Below are 17,713 nucleotides of genomic sequence, written 5' to 3'. Positions count from 1 at the left end.
GCTGCTAATGGAAATTCTTTTTACGCCCTGCCGATAGCTTGCGCCCGACGCTAATCGCCTCGCGCTGGCCTGTGGTGTGGCAAAGATGCAATGAAGCCGCCGTTTCCCTGCGCTCAAAGGAGTAGTCGAGTGTCTCCCAATTCCGACAAGATGTTTATCGACAAGGAACTGTCCTGGTTGTCGTTTAATGAACGCGTGTTGCAAGAAGCCTGCGACAGCGAGGTACCGCTGGTAGAGCGGGTGCGTTTTCTGGGGATATTTTCCAGCAACATGGATGAGTTTTTCAGGGTCAGGGTCGCCCAGGTGCGCCGCAGCATCATGCTGTCGAGCCTGCAAGATGGCCGTAGCAATAGCCGTCACCTGATGGCCAAGATCCAGACCCGGGTGCTGGCATTGCAGGAGCGCTTCGATAGCATCTATACCGAGTTGATGCGCGAGCTTATCCGCCGCAACATTTTGCTTATCAACGAGGGGCAGCTGAGTGATTTTCACAGCCAGTGGCTGAGGGTCTATTTTCGTGACCACCTCAAGCGTCATATTGCGCCGCTGATCATAGGCAATAACAGGTCTATGGTGAAACACCTCACCGACAACGCCACCTACCTGGCGGTCTGTCTGCACAGCAAGGACAGACGCCAATACGCCCTGGTGGAGGTGCCGACCAAGAACGTGCCCCGTTTTGTCGAGCTGCCTACCGGCAAGCCTATGAGTAAGAAGTATCTGATCTTATTAGATAACATCATACGTCACTGCCTGGATGACCTGCTCTCGCCCTTCTTCGAGTATGAGTCTATCGACGCCTATTCGATGAAGCTGACCCGCGATGCCGAGTTCGATATTGCCGACGAGTTGGACCAGAGCCAGCTGGAAAAGATGACCCGCGGCCTCAAGCAGCGCCTCACCGCCGAGCCGGTGCGCCTTGTGTATGACAGACAGATGCCGGAGCATATGCTGGCGATGATTAAGGAGCAGCTGGGGATCAGTTCCACCGAGTGTCTGGTGCCCGGCGGGCGTTATCACAGCTTCAAGGACTTCATCGCCTTCCCCAACCCAGGGCGCAAGTATCTGGAGAATGCTAAGCTGCCGGCACTGGACAGCGCAGGTTTCCAGCGTTGCAGCAATAGCTTCGATGCCATCGCCCGCGGCGACATCATGCTCAACTATCCCTACCATAAGTTTTCTCATTTTACCGAGATGGTGCGTCAGGCGGCTTACGACCCGGCGGTGAAGTTTATCAAGATCAACCTCTACCGGGTGGCCAAGAAGTCGCGGGTGATGCACTCGCTGATGGACGCGGTGAAGAACGGCAAGCAGGTGACCGCGGTGATCGAGCTTAGGGCGCGCTTCGACGAGGAGCACAACATAGAATGGACCCGGATCCTGGCCGAGGCCGGGGTCAAGGTGCATCATGGTATCCCTAGCCTCAAGGTGCACTCCAAGCTGTGCCTCATCGGCCGGGAAGAGCAGGGTGAGACCCGCCTCTACTGTCATATCGGCTCGGGCAACTTCAACGAGGGCACCGCCAAGGTTTACACGGATCTGTCGCTGTTTACCGCCAATCAGGAGATAGCGCGGGAGGTGGAGCAGGTGTTCGACCTGATTGAGCATCCGTATCGACGCGACAACTTCCAGCACCTGCTGGTCAGCCCCTTCGATGCCAGGCAGAAGCTGACGGCGCTTATCGATCGCGAGATCCTTAACGCACGTTGTGGCGGCAAGGCGGCCATCACCCTCAAGCTCAACAACCTGGTGGACGAGCAGCTGATCAACAAGCTATATGAGGCCTCCATGGCAGGGGTCGGCGTTAAGCTGATCATTCGCGGCATGTGTTCACTGGTGCCGCAGATCCCGGGGATCAGCGATAACATTCAGGTGATCAGCATAGTGGATCGCTTCCTGGAGCACTCTCGCGTCATGGTATTCCACGCCGGCGGCGAGAATCTGGTGTTCCTCTGCTCCGCCGACTGGATGAGCCGCAACATCGACAGCCGCATCGAGGTGAGTACCCCCATCTATGATCCTGATCTGAAGCAGATGATCATCGACATACTGCAGCTGCAGCTGGGGGACAACACCAAGGCGAGGATCATCAACCAAGATCAGAGTAACCCCTATCGCGGCCGCGGCAATAAGCGTAAGGTAAGATCTCAAATCGCCATACATCAATATCTTAGCCAGTATGAGAAACAGGCCAAGGCGCGCATCAAAGCCGAAGAGACATCGAGCGAGCCTAAGCCCAACTATCCACTGCTGGCCGCCAGCTAGCCCCTATTGGAGGAACTTTGGCCTTAGTCACACAACGCCATTTTGTCGCTATCGACATGGGCTCAAACAGTTTTCATCTCATGATTGCCAGGGAGCAGGACGGCAGTCTGCAGATCCTCCACAGGGAGAAGGAGCAGGTCCGTCTGGCTCAGGGGCTCAACGCCGAGGGCTACCTGTCTGACGAGGCGATGGCCCGCGGCCTAGAATGCCTGAGAAACTTCGGTCAGCGTTTTTCCGATCTCCTTGAGACTCAGATCCGTCTGGTGGCGACCCATACCCTGAGAGTCGCCAAGAATCGCGACAAGTTTCTCAAGGCGGCGCTGAAGATCATCCCCTTTCCCATCGAGGTGATCTCCGGCCACGAAGAGGCCAGGCTTATCTATTCGGGTATCGCCCAGAGTCAGGTGTTGGCGCGCAATAATTTGGTAATCGATATTGGCGGCGGTTCCACCGAGGTGGTGATTGGCGAGAAACACCAGCCGGTGAAACTCTCCAGCCTGCGCTGCGGCTGCGTCAGCTTTAACGAGCGCTTCTTCGAAGATGGCACATTGACCACGGCGGCCTTTCGTGCCGCTCAGGCCGCTGCCGACAGGCAGTTCTCCTCGCTTTCCAAGGAATATTTCGAGGCTGACTGGGAGCTGGTGCTGGGTAGCTCTGGCTCGGTCAAGGCGATCTGCGAGGCCTTGGCGGAACTGGCGCGGTGGGAGAGGCTGGCTGGTGAGGGTGCCAGTGAAGAGACACAAGAGAGCGATATCGAGCCCGGCCACTATGCCCTCGTGACCCTGAGTCAGCTCAAGCGTCTCAAGCGCTTCCTGATAGAGGCGGGTCATGTGGACAGGCTAGATTTTGCCAATATCGATCGCAAGCGCATCATACTGGTGCCGGCGGGGCTGGCCATTCTGCTCAGCTTCTTTCGCCGTCTGGAGATCCAGCAGCTTAGCTTTACCCCGGCGGCCCTGCGTGAAGGCGTGCTCTACGAGCTGGCGCAGATAGGTCAGTATCATGATGTGCGCCATCGCACCGTAGACAGTATTGCTCAGCTCTATCATGTGGATATGGCTCAAGGCGCCAGGGTGTGTAAAAGCGCCATGGCGCTGTTCGAGTCGGTGGCCGATGCCTGGGAGATCCGTCCCCAGGCGAGGCTGCTGGCCTATGCCGCGACCCTGCATGAGATAGGCATACACATCAACTCCCGCTCCCACCATAAGCATGGCGGCTATATCATAGCCAACAGCGATCTGCCGGGCTTTAGCCAGGATCTGCAGCAGGATCTGGCGCTGCTTATTGGCAATCAGCGAAAGAAGCCGCAGTTCGAGCAGCTCAACGCCCTGCCGGATGGACGGCGCCAGCTGATGGTGCGCTTGTTGTGTCTGCTGCGCCTCGCCATCTTGGTTAATCTCGGCCGGGTCGCTCAGAGCCTGCGCCTAAGCTGCGCGCCGCTGGACACCAATGAACTGGCGCTGCTGCCCGAGCAGAGTGCGCGGGTGGACCTGCTACTTAAGGATCTCAAGCGGGAGAAGAAGCATATGCGCGAGCTGGGCCTTAGCCTGAGGCTGGAGAGTTAAGCGGGGCACGACAAGGGCCGTCGATTCACTAGCGGCCCTTCACTGAACGTGAAAAATTTGTTTGCAATTGATGCTTTGCGACGCTTTGGGATTCTTTGTAAGCTGACCGGCCAAAATCGACAATAACAATAATAGGACGCGCTCCATGGCTGATATTTTTACGCGGCGACACTCAGGTCTAAATCTGTACAATCATTTGACTCATTCCCTATCGCGACTCAAGCTCTCCAAGCAATTGCTGGGGGCGGCTGGCCTGTCGCTGCTGCTTCTGAGCCTTCCCGGTCAGGCGGCTCAGGAGAAGTCTAACGGCAAGCCTGCCAAGACAGAGGCACAGGCGCCAGAGGCCAAGGTCTATCAAACCACGGGTCAGGTAAAGATCAATGGCGAGCGGGTGCACTATGAGACCATCGCCTCGGAAACCATCTTAGAAGATGACAAGGACAAGCCGCTGGCCAGTATCTTCTCGGTCACCTATCTGCGCACCAAAATCGAGGCCAGTCAGCCACGCCCCGTGACCTTCGTGTTTAACGGCGGCCCTGGCTCGGCCTCGCTCTGGCTACACATGGGACTGTTTGGGCCTAAGCGTGTGGTGGTGCCGGGTGATGCCCAGGACGATGGCGCCGCGCCTTATCACTTAGTGGATAACGAATTTTCCATGCTGGATAAGTCGGATCTGGTGTTTATCGATCCCGTGGGCACAGGCTTTAGCCGCGCGCTGGGTGAACACAAGGGCCAGGACTTCTGGGGGGTGAAAGAGGACGCCCAATCGATTGCCGAGTTTATTCGTCGCTGGCTCATTGAACATGGCCGCTGGAACTCGCCCAAGTATATCGCCGGTGAGAGTTATGGCACCACCCGCGCCGCGGCATTGGTGGACGAGCTGCAATCTGGCTGGACAGATATTTCGGTCAATGGCGTCATGCTGATCTCATCGATTCTCGATTTTAGCCATGCCCGCTATCAGCCCGGCAACAATCAGCCTTACATTGGCTTCCTGCCGACCATGGCGGCCACCGCCTTCTACCATGACAGGGTTGCTGCGACCGATAAGGCGATGGGGCTGAGCGCCTTCGTCGAGGCGGCGCGTCAGTTTGCGATGAACGATTATGCCCTGGCGCTGCTTAAGGGTACTCGTTTGCCCCAAGCTCAATACCAGGCGGTGCGCCAACAGCTGGCACGCTTTACCGGACTAACAGAGGATTACCTGGACAGGGTGAATCTGAGAGTCAGCGCCAGCCGTTATACCAAGCAGTTGCTCAGGGATGAAGATCGCACCGTGGGGCGTTTGGACAGTCGTTATCTGGGCGTAGACTATGACAGCGGCGGCGAGCGTACCGATGCCGACCCATCTGGCTATGGCATAGATGGCGCCTACACGGCGGCGATTCATCAATATCTGTATCAGGATCTCGGGGTGAAGATCACCCGTCCCTTTAACGTGCTCTCGGTCGACGTTAACCGTGGCTGGAACTGGAACATCAGCGGTAAGCAGATGCACTATGTGAATGTCGCCCCCTATCTCGGTCGCGCCCAGCGTGAGAACAAGGATTTCAGAATCCTGGTGGCCAATGGTTACTATGATTTTGCCACCCCCTTCTTCGCCACCGAAAACACCCTGGCCGATAACGGCATAGACAATAGCCGCGTGGAGATGCACTACTACGAGGCGGGCCATATGATGTATATTGAGCCCTCGTCGCTAAAGGCGCTGGCTAAGGATATTCGCCAGTTCTATCAGGCGGACTAATCAGGAGAGCGAGGAGATAAGATGAGTTTTAGTGCGTGGCTGGGGTTGTTGGCCATCTGTTGTTTGGGCGCCATGTCGCCCGGGCCGAGTCTGGCCATGGTGGTGCGTCATACCCTGGGCGGTGGCCGGGCCAACGGCATCGTCTGCGCCTGGGCGCACTCCATTGGCATAGGTGTCTACGCTTTGGTGACCCTGCTGGGGCTGGCGGTGCTGCTTAAACAGGCCCCACTGGTGTTCAATGGCATAGCGATCCTCGGCGCCCTCTATCTTGCCTATATCGGCGTGCAGGCGCTGCGCTCCAAGGGCGGTATGTCGGACAAGCTGGCGGCGGGTAAGTCGACAGATTGGTTGACGGCGGCCCGCGATGGCATTGCCATCTCGCTGTTTAACCCTAAGATCATGCTGTTCTTTCTGGCGCTCTTCAGCCAGTTTGTGATGGTGGCCGACGAGCTGTGGGGCAAGTCGCTTATCGTGTTGACGCCGCTGGTGGTCGATGGCCTCTGGTATACCTTGATTGCGTTCTTGCTGTCGCACAAATCCGTACTGCCTAAGCTAAGGGAGAAGGCGGCGCTGATCGACAAGCTCTCTGGCGTGGTGTTGATTCTGCTGGCGGTGCGGGTGCTGGTGACCCTCTAGCGGCAATAGGCTTTGCTTAATTCGCATAAGCTTTGAAGAAGTCATAAAAATGCGGCTAAGGAATATTCCTTAGCCGCATTGTTTTATCTGGCTATGTCGATTAGCAGACTAGCCGTTAAAGACCTGAACGGCGTCATCTTTGGCTGGCTCTTGCTGAGCCGATGGGGGATTGTCGATATGATCGTCTAGGTTATCGTTCAACATATCCTTGTATTCTTTGGTAAACCACTCCAGTGCGTTGGCTTTTTCTGCCTTAAGGTCGGCAGATTTCAGCGCGGCCTCGAAGGCGTTGAAGCGGGCGGCGGCGAAACGCAGGGCGGTGCCTACCTTGGCGATATCCTGCTCCTCGGCGCTAAGCTCGTTGGCTAAGGCGATAAACTTGTCGGCTAACTGAAAAATAGTGGTTTCTTTTTGCTGTTCTGACATGCGCATGCTCACAGGTAGGTCAATAGTATGCTGGCATAGTAACGTAAATTAGCCGTTAATGAAGCATAGATTTAGAGGTAATGGGATCTGTATCGCCAATCCCAATGCGCGCCGCAGGGTTAACTGGCGGGATCGCTGTCGACCAGCACCCGGCCATCCCGTGAGTCATAGTAGATGCCGAGGTTTTGATTGTCGCTCAGGTTGTAGCGACACTGGTTCACGCTGATATAGTTGGCTTTATAATCTGTGCTCGTCTGGGCATCGCTGCGTGAGACGCTGGGCTCGTCGCCCTGAAACACTGTCTCCCACACCGAGATACAATCTTCTACGTTGTCCAGCTGCGGCGAGGCCTCGTTATCGGTAAAGTAGTGCTGCGCCGGCCAGCCATTGGCGTTAAAATCCATCTCGCCGGCTTCGTCGTCACCGAAGGTCTTGAGGTTTTCCGCCGGGCCTGAGCCGACGCGAACGGCCCAGACGGCGCGGGCCATGTCGATACCGGACTTGAAGGCGCCGCCGGTCGCCTTGACGCTGGCGACTTGAGCGTCCTGGGAGAGATTGATAAATTTTGGCAGGGCGGTCACCGCCAGGATCCCCAGCACTATGATAACGACCACGAGTTCGATAAGGGTAAAACCGCGTTTATGCGCCAAGGACATCGTAAAACCTCTTGGGTATGCAGAGACTACTCTCGGTAAGCTTGAATGTGGCGTTTTGCTCTGCATGAGCCGGATAACACCGTAAATATCACTCGATTCTAAGTTTTTTTCGAAAAAATATAAAGAGATAGCTATGACAGAGATCAGCCAATGGCAAGATTTTATTGACCAGGAGGCCAAGCAAGCCTATTTTGGCCAGTTGCAGGCTTTCGTGCAAGGTGAGCGCGATGCCGGTAAGGCGATCTATCCGGAAAAGGATCAGGTGTTTAGCGCCTTCGAGCTAACGCCGCTGGATAAGGTTAGGGTGGTGTTGATTGGTCAAGACCCTTATCACGGCGAGGGCCAGGCGCACGGCCTCTGCTTCTCGGTGCAGCCCGGGGTGAAGGTGCCGCCATCTTTGGTGAACATGTATAAGGAGCTGGCCAGTGATATCGATGGCTTTGAGATCCCAGATCATGGCTATCTGGCGAAGTGGGCAGAGCAGGGCGTCTTGATGCTCAATACTGTACTCACGGTAGAGCAGGGTAAGGCGCACTCCCATGCCAAGGCGGGGTGGGAGACCTTTACCGACAACGCCTTGAGGCAGCTTAATGAGCAGGAGCGCCCGATTATTTTCGTGCTGTGGGGCGGCCACGCCATGAAGAAGAGCAAGCTTATCCAGGCGGAGCAGCACCATCTGGTGAGCGGGCCTCACCCTTCACCGCTCTCTGCCTACCGAGGTTTCTTTGGCTGTAAACACTTCTCAAAAATCAACGAGTTGTTAAAGGCCTCTGGCGAGGCGCCTATCGACTGGCAGGTATAAAAACCAGACAAAGATGCTACAAAATCATACTTGCCGTACCATGAAAAGCTAATTATATTGATAGAGAAGTGTAACGTAACTGTTAACGGTTTTGGGTTGGATACCCTGAATGGTTTAAACAGGTTACAGCGGCTTGGGAAGGTAGCCGCCTCCCAGGAAAGGCTTTCAAGGCGGACAGGAATATGGATATTAGAGCTAAGCGAGGAACGCTTGTTCGTTGGAATCAGGAGCAGAGGGTAGGTTTCATCGCCCCGGACGACGGATCGGACGAACTCAGAATTTTTGGCATCAATTTACTCCCCTATGAACACATGCCTAAAGAGGGTGAATCTGTGGTGTATCGTCAGTGGAAAGACGCGCTGCGCGGCACTAAGGTCACCAAGGGCGAGATAGACCTAGGTAATCCTATCACCTTGACCTCTCCTTTCGAGTCCCATGATAAGTTTGACAGCGAAGATGCCATCAGCTGGCGCGTCAAGGTTGGTCTGGTGGCCCTGGCGATCGCCTTTGGTAATCTGCTCTATCTGTTTATGGTCAACTATGACTACTCGGCCGATGTGGATATCAAACCGCCGGAGGGGCTGTTCCCCCCTGGGTCTGAGTATTACGTGGGTAAGCAGAAGCTGCAGAATGTGGTGTTTAGCTGCGATGCCCGCCAGCAGTGTCTGCAGATGACCTCCTGTCAGGAGGCCAAATACTTCGCCAACCATTGCCCCGGATTTGAGGTCAATGTGGGCGATACCCCCTGCGTCAATCTCTGGTGTAAATCAAATTAAGTCTGACAGGCAATATCAATTGGCTTTCAACAATTGATATTGCTGGGCCAGCGCCCCCTTAATCCGCTCCCCCTTATCGTCCAGCATAAAGAGAATATTCTCGCCCACCTGAAGCTTCATGCCTCTGGCCTTGCTATCTAGGGTGATCTTGCTGCCCATCTCATTCCAGCTAAACTGCCCCTCAAGGACGACATCGGTTGCTTGATTTTGCTCACCAAGGTTTTGCTCACCAAGGTTTTGCTTGCCAAGATATTGTTGAGAGAGTTGATAGCTGTTGTCACCATTAAGCTTGAGGCTCATGGCGATCCCCTGACAGTCGACGCAGGGCAGGGTGCCTTTATAGAGGCCCGGCCAATCCAGCGCGTTACGGCTGGTGTCGCCAAGGGGCATAGTCTGAGCGGCTTGAGGCTCTGACGCTTGTGAGGCCTGCGCTTCTGTCTGAGGTTCGGGTGCCTGACTGGTCTGTTGGGCGCAGGCGCCTAGGGTGAGCAGAACAAGGGGGAGGAGTCGCGCGCTAATCTTCATTGTTTCATCCTTTAATGGTGAAGCGCCTGGCGGCAAATGGCGAAGAGCCTTGTGGCTTAGAAAACCTTTGGCCGCCAGTGCAAAAAGTCTCTGCACACTTTAGCCCGTAAACCTAAGGCTTTCAAAGTGGACCGAGTGGATAGCCTGATTAATTTGCTGAGTTAACTTGAGTTTGCCATCACTTAGGGCCTGCAGCATCACGAGCCGGTAAAAACTAGACTAAAATGTGAACTATCCTTTTGTTAATTCGCTGGAAAAGCTTAGATGGTTACAGCTTGTCATTCTGCTCAAGTTCGCCCGAGCAAAGACTTTGGTTCGCTTCGATTGGCGCCGGGCATCAGTGCACTTAGGCTACTTATGTCTCGTCTGGGCTGGCTGAAACAAATCTGGCGAGTAATGAGCCTAGTCGTGGGGCTAGCCTTGTGGCAGATGTTGCTCTGCGCCCAGGCCATGGCCAGCGACGGAGAGCGACATAGCGAGCTGCATCAACTGCCGGCGATGGCGAAAACGCCACTGATTAGCGTGTCTAACGATTATCCGCCCTTCTACTCGCCGCAGATGTCCGAGTGGGGCGTGGTGTACCACCTGGTGGAGGCGGTATTTGAACATGCGGGATATCCGCTGTCCCATGAGTTTTACCCTTTTATTCGCGCCCAAACGCTTATTAAGCGGGAGCTGGCGGATCTCATCATAGGCGTATGGTATCGGCCCGAACGGGAGCAGTGGATCGACTTTTCCGACCCCTTGTTATCTGTCTCAATTCGCCTGTATAAGCGCAGCGACAGCAAGATTGTCTTTCGCGATATCAAGGATCTCAAGCCCTATCTTATCGGTATCGGCCGCGGCTATGCCAACCCTGTGGCCTTCGGTCAAGCTAACCTGAATACCGAGGCCGCCAGCTCAGATGCGGTGAACCTAAGGAAACTGCTGGCCGGTCGGGTGGATCTGGTGCTGATCTGTGAGGATGTCGCCCGCTACCTTATCGAACGCCCCGGCAGCGAATATAACGGTAAGCTTGAGCCGGTGGGAGACCCTTTGAGCGTGGAGCTGTTTCATATCGGGGTGGCCAAGCATCTTCCTAATGCCCGGCAGATTTTAGCCGACTTTAACCAGAGCCTGGCTGAGCTGCATCGCAGCGGCGAGCTGACCAAGATTCTGGCCAGCCATGGTTTCGAGCACAACGCCTATTGGCAGCAAAAGTCGCAGAGCAGCCAATAGCCCGCTTGCCAATTTTACCTTAACTTGTGTGAGTAGCCGATGGAGTCACTATCATGGGCAGGGGCACATCCCAATGCTCGGTGGGCAGTGATTCGACTCGCTGGCAATCATGGGCATAGCCAATGGGGTAGGGTTTCCCCCTAAGCTGCCAGTCGCTCAGGCAACGGTCGTAATAGCCGCCGCCCATTCCCATACGATTTCCCTGCTCATCGAAGGCCACCAGGGGAGTGATGATCACATCCAGATGCTGGGGCAAGATCATCTCTGTGATGTTGAGCTTGGGCTCCCAGATCTTGAGGCGATTCTGGATCAGGTGGCTGGTGGGATGGTATTTAAAAAACAGCAGGTTGCCCCGTGAGAAGGGGTGCAGACGCGGCAAATAGACATTCCCCCCTGCCTGCCACAGGGTTTCAATCAGCGGCTGGGTATCCAGCTCGCCATCACTGGTCAGATAAAGCGCCACATGCTTGGCCTGACGCTGACTAATCACCGCCATCAGTCTGCTGGCCGCCTCCTGGGCAAATTGCTGCTGGGTCTGCTCGGGGATCGCCCGTCTCGCACTGCGGATCTGATTTCTAATCGCCTGACGATTTTCTTGATTGGCGGTGCTCGGCGCGAAGGCTGGTTTCAATGTCCCTACTCCAGTGAAGGCAGTTATACCAATCGTAGTAAATAACTGATCATGCTAGCTTGTTAAAACGCCCGATAACGGCGTTATTATTTTTGATTGTAGAATAACAACTTATCGAAAAATTTTGCCTTGTTCTCTACCGTTTTTCCCACGCTACTTCTGATCACTTACTTACCGTGATTGGTATTATCGAGTTTGCTTTGATGTGGGCAGTCTATCTCTGTTGTCATTACACTTTCAACTGCTTGGCAATTTAGCTAACGGGTTGGCGCGAGTTTGATGAGGATATAAAAAAGGCCGAAAAGTGTTATACCTTTCAGCCTCTCTAATTTGAATTGCTCCCCAAGATGCCGTTACCGGTGTAGCCCTTGAACCGTAGGTTCAAGGCGGGTAAATGATCAAATCCTAAGGCTTCTCGGTTCGCGCCGAGCTTGCGCAATGTCATCAAAACATTCACCCTGAGTTTGTAAATATCGGCACAGGGACATAACCGACTCACGCACACCACAGGGAGCAAAATTGTTGCGTATCGACCTTAGCGGTCGGGCGGCGATATTCGTGATAAATCGCTTCGCCTCACGCGTAATTACAGTTTAATCGTCTTTTGTGGCACGCTCAACCAGCGCACTCTCCAAGGTCGATTGCAGCAGACCGATCTTGTCATCCATCTGCTTAATATAATCTTGATTCTTCTTCTGTTCTTCCAACAATTCATAGCCAATATTTAGTGCCGCCATGATGGCAATTTCTTCCCGGCTAAGGTTGTTGGTTCGAGCACGCAGGGAACTCAGCTGCTTTTCCAGCTTGTTGGCCACATGGCGCAAGGCATCTTCCTGTCCTATCGGACAAGCGATGGAGTAGGTGCGGCCCAATAAGCTAATTTCGATAGCATGGCTACTCATTTGCGATGTAGATCCTTTTATCCTGTCGTTGAGCGGACTATATCGGGCTGCCCTAGAAAGTGCAATAACACTGGGGCCTTAATAACGCTTTGTTAGATTAAATGTTGTTTAGATAACCAATAGCTTAGCGCTGAATGCTTTGCCCTGGATGAATTGTGCGCAGTTACTGGCTCAGGCCATAGTCATCCAAGGCCTAACTTGGTGGTAGAACAAAGCTTTTGGCTTGGTCGCGCAGGCCAGATCTGCTAGCATGTCCACAGTGAAATTATGATTGGAACACCTTATGGCAACCCCTCCCTCTTTACGCATCGAAATTCTGTTGGCCGAGCTCAATGCCGCCGATATCGCCCAACATCCCGTTGAAGTCCATGGTTCCCTGGTGGGCCTTATCTGCGGTGGCGTGGGTCAGGCCAAGAGCGAGTGGATCAAGCCCTTGCTCGAACTGATCAACGATGGTCAGTTGCCGCCGCCTTCTCTGGTGCAGCTGCTGGAAGAGCTTTATCAAGACACCCTGGCGCGCATCACAGATGCCGATTTCGGCTTCACGCCTATGGCGCCGGAAGAGGAGGAGACCCTGAGCAAGCGGGTCGAGGCGCTCTCTCTCTGGGTGCAGAGCTTCCTGACGGGCATCGCCATGGCGCAGCCTAAGCTCAATCGCGCCTCGAGCGACGTAAAAGAGGTGATTAAAGATCTCGCCGAGATCGCTCAGGTGGAGTTCGATGTGGCCGAAGATGAAGAGTCCGAGGCGGCCTACATAGAGCTGATGGAGTTTGCTCGCATGGCGGCGCTACTCTGTTACGCCGAATTTGGCCCCGAGCCGAGTGAGATCAAAGATCAAGACCCCATGATTCATTAATATTGTCTGCATTTATCGGGGCGAGCAGATTTAACTGCTTGCCACAGAAAGAGAAAGTGAATGACCACTTCGTCTGACCCTAAGCAGTTTGATATCGCCATCGTTGGCGGCGCCATGGCCGGTGCCACCCTGGCCCTGGGCCTGGCCAACCTGGCACAGAAACGCCAGCAAGTGCTGCGCATCGCCCTTATCGAGGCCAACCGTCCCGGCGACGGCCATCCGGGTTTCGACGCCCGTTCCATCGCTATCGCCCAGGGCTCCATCTTCGAGCTGACCCGTCTCGGCATCTGGCCTAAGCTGGCCCACCTGGGCACGGCCATCGAGAATATCCATGTCTCGGATCGCGGCCATTTCGGCATGACGACCCTCAACGCCAAAGATTTTCATCTGCCCTACCTGGGTCAGGTGGTGGAACTCGAGCGTGTCGGTGCCAAGCTATTTAGCCTGCTGGAGCAACAGGATGTCAGCCTGTTTTGTCCCTCCAAGGTGGCCAGTATTGTCGCCGGCGTCGATGCCCAGCAATTGATGCTAGACGATGGCACTGCCCTCAGCGCCAAGCTGGTGGTGGCTGCCGACGGTCTACATTCTAAGGTCAGGCAGGACTTTAAGCTGCCGCTGGAGCAGGTGGACTTTGAGCAGGTGGCCGTGGTGGCCAACGTGCTCACCGACAAGCCCCATCAAGAGTGGGCCTATGAGCGCTTCACCGACAGCGGCCCGCTGGCGATTCTGCCCATGGCCAATGTGGATGGGCAATCCAGAGTCTCCCTGGTATGGGCGCTGGCGCCAGAGCATGCCGAGCTGATGCTGGGCGCCGAGAAACCTGCGTTTTTAGATGCGCTGCAAGATGCCTTTGGTCACCGCGCCGGGCGTTTTATCGATGTGGGTGAGCGTTACGCCTATCCGCTTAAGCTCTCTTACATGGCGCGCCCCATCTATCAGCGCACCGTATTTATCGGCAACGCGGCGCAGACGCTGCACCCCATCGCAGGCCAGGGCTTTAACCTGGGGCTGAGGGATCTCGTCTGTCTGCTCGAGGTGGTCGATGAGGCGCTCGAACGCGGCGAGGATATCGGCGGCGCCAAGCTGACCCATGAATACCTTAGCCGTCGCCGGCAAGACCGTGACACCACCATCACCAATGTCGAATTCTTAGTGCGCGGCTTCTCGAATCAGCACTGGCCCCTGGTGGCCGGTCGTAACCTGGGGTTGCGTCTGCTTTCCTGGTGTCCGCCGCTCAAGACGCCCATTGCCCGCAAAGCCATGGGGTGGAAATCGCCTCAATCAGCCAGCCAACTTGGATAAAGGATCGCTATATGTTCAGTACACAAACCTATGACGTTGCCATCATCGGCGGAGGCATGGTCGGGCTGGCAACCGCCATCGGCCTTGGGCAGGAAGGGCTGAGAGTCGTGGTGATCGATGCCGGCGAAACCCAGGCGGTATCCGGTGAGGCCAGATTAAGAGTCAGCGCCATCAACAAGGCGAGTCAGCGATTACTTACCCATCTGGGGGCCTGGGCCTATATCGACGAGTCTCGCGTCGGCCCCTATCAGAAGATGGCGGTGTGGGATAAGGATAGCTTGGGCAAGATAGGTTTCGATGCTCATTCGATCAGCGAGCAGACCCTGGGCAGCATCATAGAAAATGACAACATCAGCCATGCCTTGGCGACCCGTGCCGGTGAGCTAAGTGAAATCACCCACCTGGAAAATCACCGTCTGGAGAAGATAGCCTTTGGCGAGCGTGAGGCCTGGCTGACCCTGGATAACGGCGACAACCTGTCGGCGGCACTGGTGATTGGCGCCGATGGTGCCAATTCCTGGGTGCGCGAGCAGTGCAAGATCCCTATGACCTTCTGGGACTATGGTCATCACGCCATTGTCGCCTCGATCCGCACCGAGCTGCCGCACAATGCCACCGCCAGACAGGTGTTCTTAAGTGATGGCCCATTGGCGTTTCTGCCGCTGTTTGAGCCAAGTCTCTGCTCTATCGTCTGGTCCGTGCCTCCTGCCAAGGCGCAGTCGCTGCTGGAGGGGGACAAGGTGCAGTTCGAACGCAGCCTGACCGCCGCCTTCGACGGTAAGCTGGGCATGTGTACGCTGGAGAGTGAGCCCCAGGCCTTCCCGCTGCGGATGCGTTATGCCCGTCACTTTGCCCGTCACCGTCTGGTGCTTGCGGGGGATGCGGCCCACACCATACATCCGCTGGCAGGCCAGGGGGTTAACTTGGGCTTCTTGGACGCCGCCGCCATTATCGAGACCCTGAGCGAACTCAAGGCCAAGGGCAAGGATCTCGGCGATTATGCCAATCTTCGTCCGTTAGAGCGTTGGCGTAAGGCGGACGCGCTGGAGATGATCGCGGCGATGGAGGGCTTCAAGCGGCTGTTCGAAGGCAGTAATCCGGTGAAAAAAGCCCTGCGGGATCTGGGTCTCAATCTGGTGGATAACCTTTCTCCTGTGAAAACACTGTTTATGCAACAGGCTATGGGTAACAAAACCCGCTTGCCTGAGTTGTGTAAATAAGCTCGGGAAAAATGCGGCACCTTATCATTTTGTTTTTAAATACAAGTGGTTGACATCATTTGATTTGATATACGGATTCTCATGTAAAAAAACTACATTTTAAACATGAGAAAAAGTAATGGGAAAATGGTTCGGATTAGAAAATTCTCTTGTATACAAAACTGTGACGCAAGGTATAATTTCGCCGCATTTTGATACCAAGCGCGTATCTTAAAACAGAATTTGTTGATGCATCTTATTCGACGCAATTGATGCAAAAACTCATCTTTGCAATCACATCCTGGCCCTACGTACCCTAGGTTCAGGTGTGTCAGTTCGAGACGGTTCACCATGACCGTCTGCTTCGCTACCGCCTATTGATGACAAGATAGTGCTTGACCGACCCTTTCGGCCTTTGCCCCATTTCATCAATCATGCCCTAGCGCTGAGGCACCGCCAGGTAAGACCCGAAAAGGGCAAAAAAAGAAGAGATAATAATGGCTAATAAAACTGTACTCTTTAACAAGCACCTAGAAGCTAACGCCAAAATGGTCGACTTTCACGGTTGGGACATGCCGCTAAACTACGGCTCTCAAATCGAAGAACACCATGTTGTGCGTCAAGACGCAGGTATGTTTGACGTGTCTCACATGACAGTAGTTGATGTTACGGGTGCTGAGGCCTGTGATTTTCTTCGTAAGCTACTGGCCAACGACGTCGCCAAACTCAAGGTGCCGGGTAAGGCACTCTACGGTGGCATGTTAGACCACAATGCAGGCGTTATCGACGACCTGATCACCTATTATCTCAGCGACACCCATTACCGTATCGTAGTGAACTCGGCCACTCGCGAGAAAGATCTCGCCTGGATCACCGAGCAAGTTAAAGGCTATGACGTGACTGTCACTGAGCGTCCTGAGCTGGCGATGATCGCCGTTCAAGGTCCTAACGCTAAGGCGAAAGCGGCGGCGGTATTTACCGACGAGCAAAACGCAGCGGTTGAAGGCATGAAGCCTTTCTTCGGTGTGCAGTCTGGCTCTCTCTTCATCGCAACCACAGGTTACACAGGCGAAGCCGGTTACGAGATCATCGTACCCGAGGCTGAAGCCGAAGCCCTGTGGCAAGCCCTGCTAGACAATGGCGTTAAGCCATGCGGTCTGGGCGCCCGCGACACCCTACGTTTAGAAGCAGGCATGAACCTGTACGGCCAAGATATGGACGAGAGCGTTAACCCGCTAGCGGCCAACATGGGCTGGACCATCGCCTGGGAACCTGAAGACCGTGACTTCATCGGCCGCGAAGCGCTAGCCGCTATCAAGGCCGCCGGCACAGATAAGCTAGTTGGTCTGGTGATGGAAGCCAAGGGCGTACTGCGCACCGGCATGCCAGTCTTCTTCACCGACGCAGACGGCGTTGAGCAGCAGGGCGCTATCACCAGCGGCACCTTCTCTCCTACTCTGGGCTACTCAATCGCCATGGCCCGGGTGCCAAATTCTGTTGGCGATGTCGCAGAAGTAGAGATGCGTAAGAAGCGCGTCCCTGTTAAAGTGATCGCACCTAGCTTCGTGCGCAACGGTAAGCAGGCTTTCTAACTGTTTGATAAGGGTTATCCCTGTTTAGCCGTCAGGCTGCCAAAAGGGCAATAGCGGGGCCGGGTTGCTCTACCTAAGCAACTCGGGCCAAAGCTGCTAAAATATCGGCTGACCCAGTCGAATGACAGGCGCTTGAGTGGTTATACAGTCTTAGTTTTTAAAATTTAGCACTACGGAACAAGGAACAAAAATAATGAGCAATATTCCGACTGAATTGAAATACGCTTCTTCACACGAATGGATCCGCAGAGAAGAAGACGGTTCATACACTGTTGGTATCAGTGAGCACGCCCAAGAGTTGCTAGGCGACATGGTATTCGTTGAGCTGCCAGAAGTGGGCGACAGTGTTAGCGCCGGCGATGACTGCGCGGTAGCCGAGTCGGTTAAAGCCGCTTCAGACATCTACGCACCCGTTTCAGGTGAAGTGGTAGCGGTTAACGAAGCGCTAGAAGATTCTCCTGAGCTGGTTAACAGCGACGCATACGGTGATGGCTGGTTCTTCCGCATCATGCCAAGCGACCTGAGCGAACTAGACAATTTGCTTGATGCCGAAGGCTATCAAGCGGTTATCGACGAAGAGTAATTGTCGATGCCTACGAAGCCCCATATCGCAAA

17 protein-coding genes and 1 other RNA gene are annotated in these 17,713 nt (G+C 54.8%); 12 read left to right on the top strand and 6 right to left on the bottom strand.

Annotated features, from left to right (window positions below; translation table 11 throughout):
- Positions 1 to 129: 129 nt before the first annotated feature.
- The 4 genes from ppk1 (at position 130) to SHEW_RS15915 (ending at position 6,213) form a co-directional block, all read left to right on the top strand.
- Positions 130 to 2,265, top strand: a complete 2,136-nt coding sequence (gene ppk1, locus SHEW_RS15930; RefSeq protein WP_041406706.1) for a polyphosphate kinase 1 — start codon at positions 130 to 132, stop codon at positions 2,263 to 2,265.
- A 56-nt stretch (positions 2,266 to 2,321) separates the two neighbouring features.
- Positions 2,322 to 3,830, top strand: coding sequence for a Ppx/GppA phosphatase family protein (locus tag SHEW_RS15925; RefSeq protein ID WP_049766588.1), 1,509 nt, complete (start codon positions 2,322 to 2,324; stop codon positions 3,828 to 3,830).
- A gap of 145 nt (positions 3,831 to 3,975) precedes the next feature.
- On the top strand, positions 3,976 to 5,577 hold the full coding sequence (locus tag SHEW_RS15920; RefSeq protein ID WP_011866873.1) for a S10 family peptidase: 1,602 nt from the start codon (positions 3,976 to 3,978) through the stop codon (positions 5,575 to 5,577).
- 21 nt (positions 5,578 to 5,598) lie between these two features.
- Positions 5,599 to 6,213, top strand: a complete 615-nt coding sequence (locus SHEW_RS15915) for a LysE family translocator (protein WP_011866872.1) — start codon at positions 5,599 to 5,601, stop codon at positions 6,211 to 6,213.
- A 108-nt stretch (positions 6,214 to 6,321) separates the two neighbouring features.
- On the opposite strand, the gene SHEW_RS15910 is transcribed toward SHEW_RS15915, so the two are convergent.
- A complete protein-coding gene (locus SHEW_RS15910) occupies positions 6,322 to 6,639 on the bottom strand; it encodes a DUF3144 domain-containing protein (RefSeq protein ID WP_011866871.1) in 318 nt (105 codons plus the stop codon).
- A 119-nt stretch (positions 6,640 to 6,758) separates the two neighbouring features.
- The gene (locus tag SHEW_RS15905; RefSeq protein ID WP_011866870.1) at positions 6,759 to 7,295 is read right to left on the bottom strand and encodes a type II secretion system protein; all 537 of its coding nucleotides are present in this window, start codon (positions 7,293 to 7,295) and stop codon (positions 6,759 to 6,761) included.
- Positions 7,296 to 7,428: 133 nt separating this feature from the next.
- On the opposite strand from SHEW_RS15905, the gene ung reads away from it, so the two are divergent.
- On the top strand, positions 7,429 to 8,097 hold the full coding sequence (gene ung / locus SHEW_RS15900; RefSeq protein ID WP_011866869.1) for a uracil-DNA glycosylase: 669 nt from the start codon (positions 7,429 to 7,431) through the stop codon (positions 8,095 to 8,097).
- A 182-nt stretch (positions 8,098 to 8,279) separates the two neighbouring features.
- Positions 8,280 to 8,873, top strand: coding sequence for a cold-shock protein, DNA-binding (locus SHEW_RS15895; protein WP_011866868.1), 594 nt, complete (start codon positions 8,280 to 8,282; stop codon positions 8,871 to 8,873).
- A gap of 15 nt (positions 8,874 to 8,888) precedes the next feature.
- On the opposite strand, the gene SHEW_RS15890 is transcribed toward SHEW_RS15895, so the two are convergent.
- A complete protein-coding gene (locus SHEW_RS15890) occupies positions 8,889 to 9,398 on the bottom strand; it encodes a copper resistance protein NlpE (protein ID WP_011866867.1) in 510 nt (169 codons plus the stop codon).
- Between the two features lie 396 nt (positions 9,399 to 9,794).
- Here SHEW_RS15890 and SHEW_RS15885 point away from each other — a divergent pair, with 396 nt between their 5' ends.
- Positions 9,795 to 10,616, top strand: coding sequence for a substrate-binding periplasmic protein (locus SHEW_RS15885; protein WP_190272395.1), 822 nt, complete (start codon positions 9,795 to 9,797; stop codon positions 10,614 to 10,616).
- A 19-nt stretch (positions 10,617 to 10,635) separates the two neighbouring features.
- Here the strand turns inward: SHEW_RS15885 and SHEW_RS15880 are convergent, their stop codons facing one another.
- The 3 genes from SHEW_RS15880 to SHEW_RS15875 form a co-directional block, all read right to left on the bottom strand.
- Complete coding sequence (locus SHEW_RS15880; RefSeq protein ID WP_011866865.1) at positions 10,636 to 11,247, bottom strand: 5-formyltetrahydrofolate cyclo-ligase; 612 nt, start codon at positions 11,245 to 11,247, stop codon at positions 10,636 to 10,638.
- 335 nt (positions 11,248 to 11,582) lie between these two features.
- A non-coding RNA gene (gene ssrS / locus SHEW_RS20440) (6S RNA) lies at positions 11,583 to 11,763 on the bottom strand.
- A 77-nt stretch (positions 11,764 to 11,840) separates the two neighbouring features.
- Complete coding sequence (locus SHEW_RS15875) at positions 11,841 to 12,149, bottom strand: cell division protein ZapA (protein WP_011866864.1); 309 nt, start codon at positions 12,147 to 12,149, stop codon at positions 11,841 to 11,843.
- 283 nt (positions 12,150 to 12,432) lie between these two features.
- Here SHEW_RS15875 and SHEW_RS15870 point away from each other — a divergent pair, with 283 nt between their 5' ends.
- From SHEW_RS15870 to gcvH, 5 genes are all read left to right on the top strand, one after another.
- Positions 12,433 to 13,005: a UPF0149 family protein gene (locus SHEW_RS15870; protein WP_011866863.1), complete on the top strand. Its 573-nt coding sequence runs from the start codon at positions 12,433 to 12,435 to the stop codon at positions 13,003 to 13,005.
- 60 nt (positions 13,006 to 13,065) lie between these two features.
- Complete coding sequence (gene ubiH, locus SHEW_RS15865; RefSeq protein WP_011866862.1) at positions 13,066 to 14,307, top strand: 2-octaprenyl-6-methoxyphenyl hydroxylase; 1,242 nt, start codon at positions 13,066 to 13,068, stop codon at positions 14,305 to 14,307.
- An 11-nt stretch (positions 14,308 to 14,318) separates the two neighbouring features.
- The gene (locus SHEW_RS15860) at positions 14,319 to 15,527 is read left to right on the top strand and encodes an FAD-dependent 2-octaprenylphenol hydroxylase (RefSeq protein ID WP_011866861.1); all 1,209 of its coding nucleotides are present in this window, start codon (positions 14,319 to 14,321) and stop codon (positions 15,525 to 15,527) included.
- Positions 15,528 to 16,003: 476 nt separating this feature from the next.
- On the top strand, positions 16,004 to 17,098 hold the full coding sequence (gene gcvT, locus SHEW_RS15850; RefSeq protein ID WP_011866860.1) for a glycine cleavage system aminomethyltransferase GcvT: 1,095 nt from the start codon (positions 16,004 to 16,006) through the stop codon (positions 17,096 to 17,098).
- Positions 17,099 to 17,291: 193 nt separating this feature from the next.
- A complete protein-coding gene (gene gcvH / locus SHEW_RS15845; RefSeq protein WP_011866859.1) occupies positions 17,292 to 17,681 on the top strand; it encodes a glycine cleavage system protein GcvH in 390 nt (129 codons plus the stop codon).
- Positions 17,682 to 17,713: the final 32 nt, after the last annotated feature.

The sequence above is a fragment of the Shewanella loihica PV-4 genome, assembly GCF_000016065.1.
Classification (GTDB): domain Bacteria; phylum Pseudomonadota; class Gammaproteobacteria; order Enterobacterales; family Shewanellaceae; genus Shewanella; species Shewanella loihica.
The sequence above is the reverse complement of the archived record's forward strand: the minus strand, read 5'-3'. Positions and strand labels throughout refer to the sequence as shown.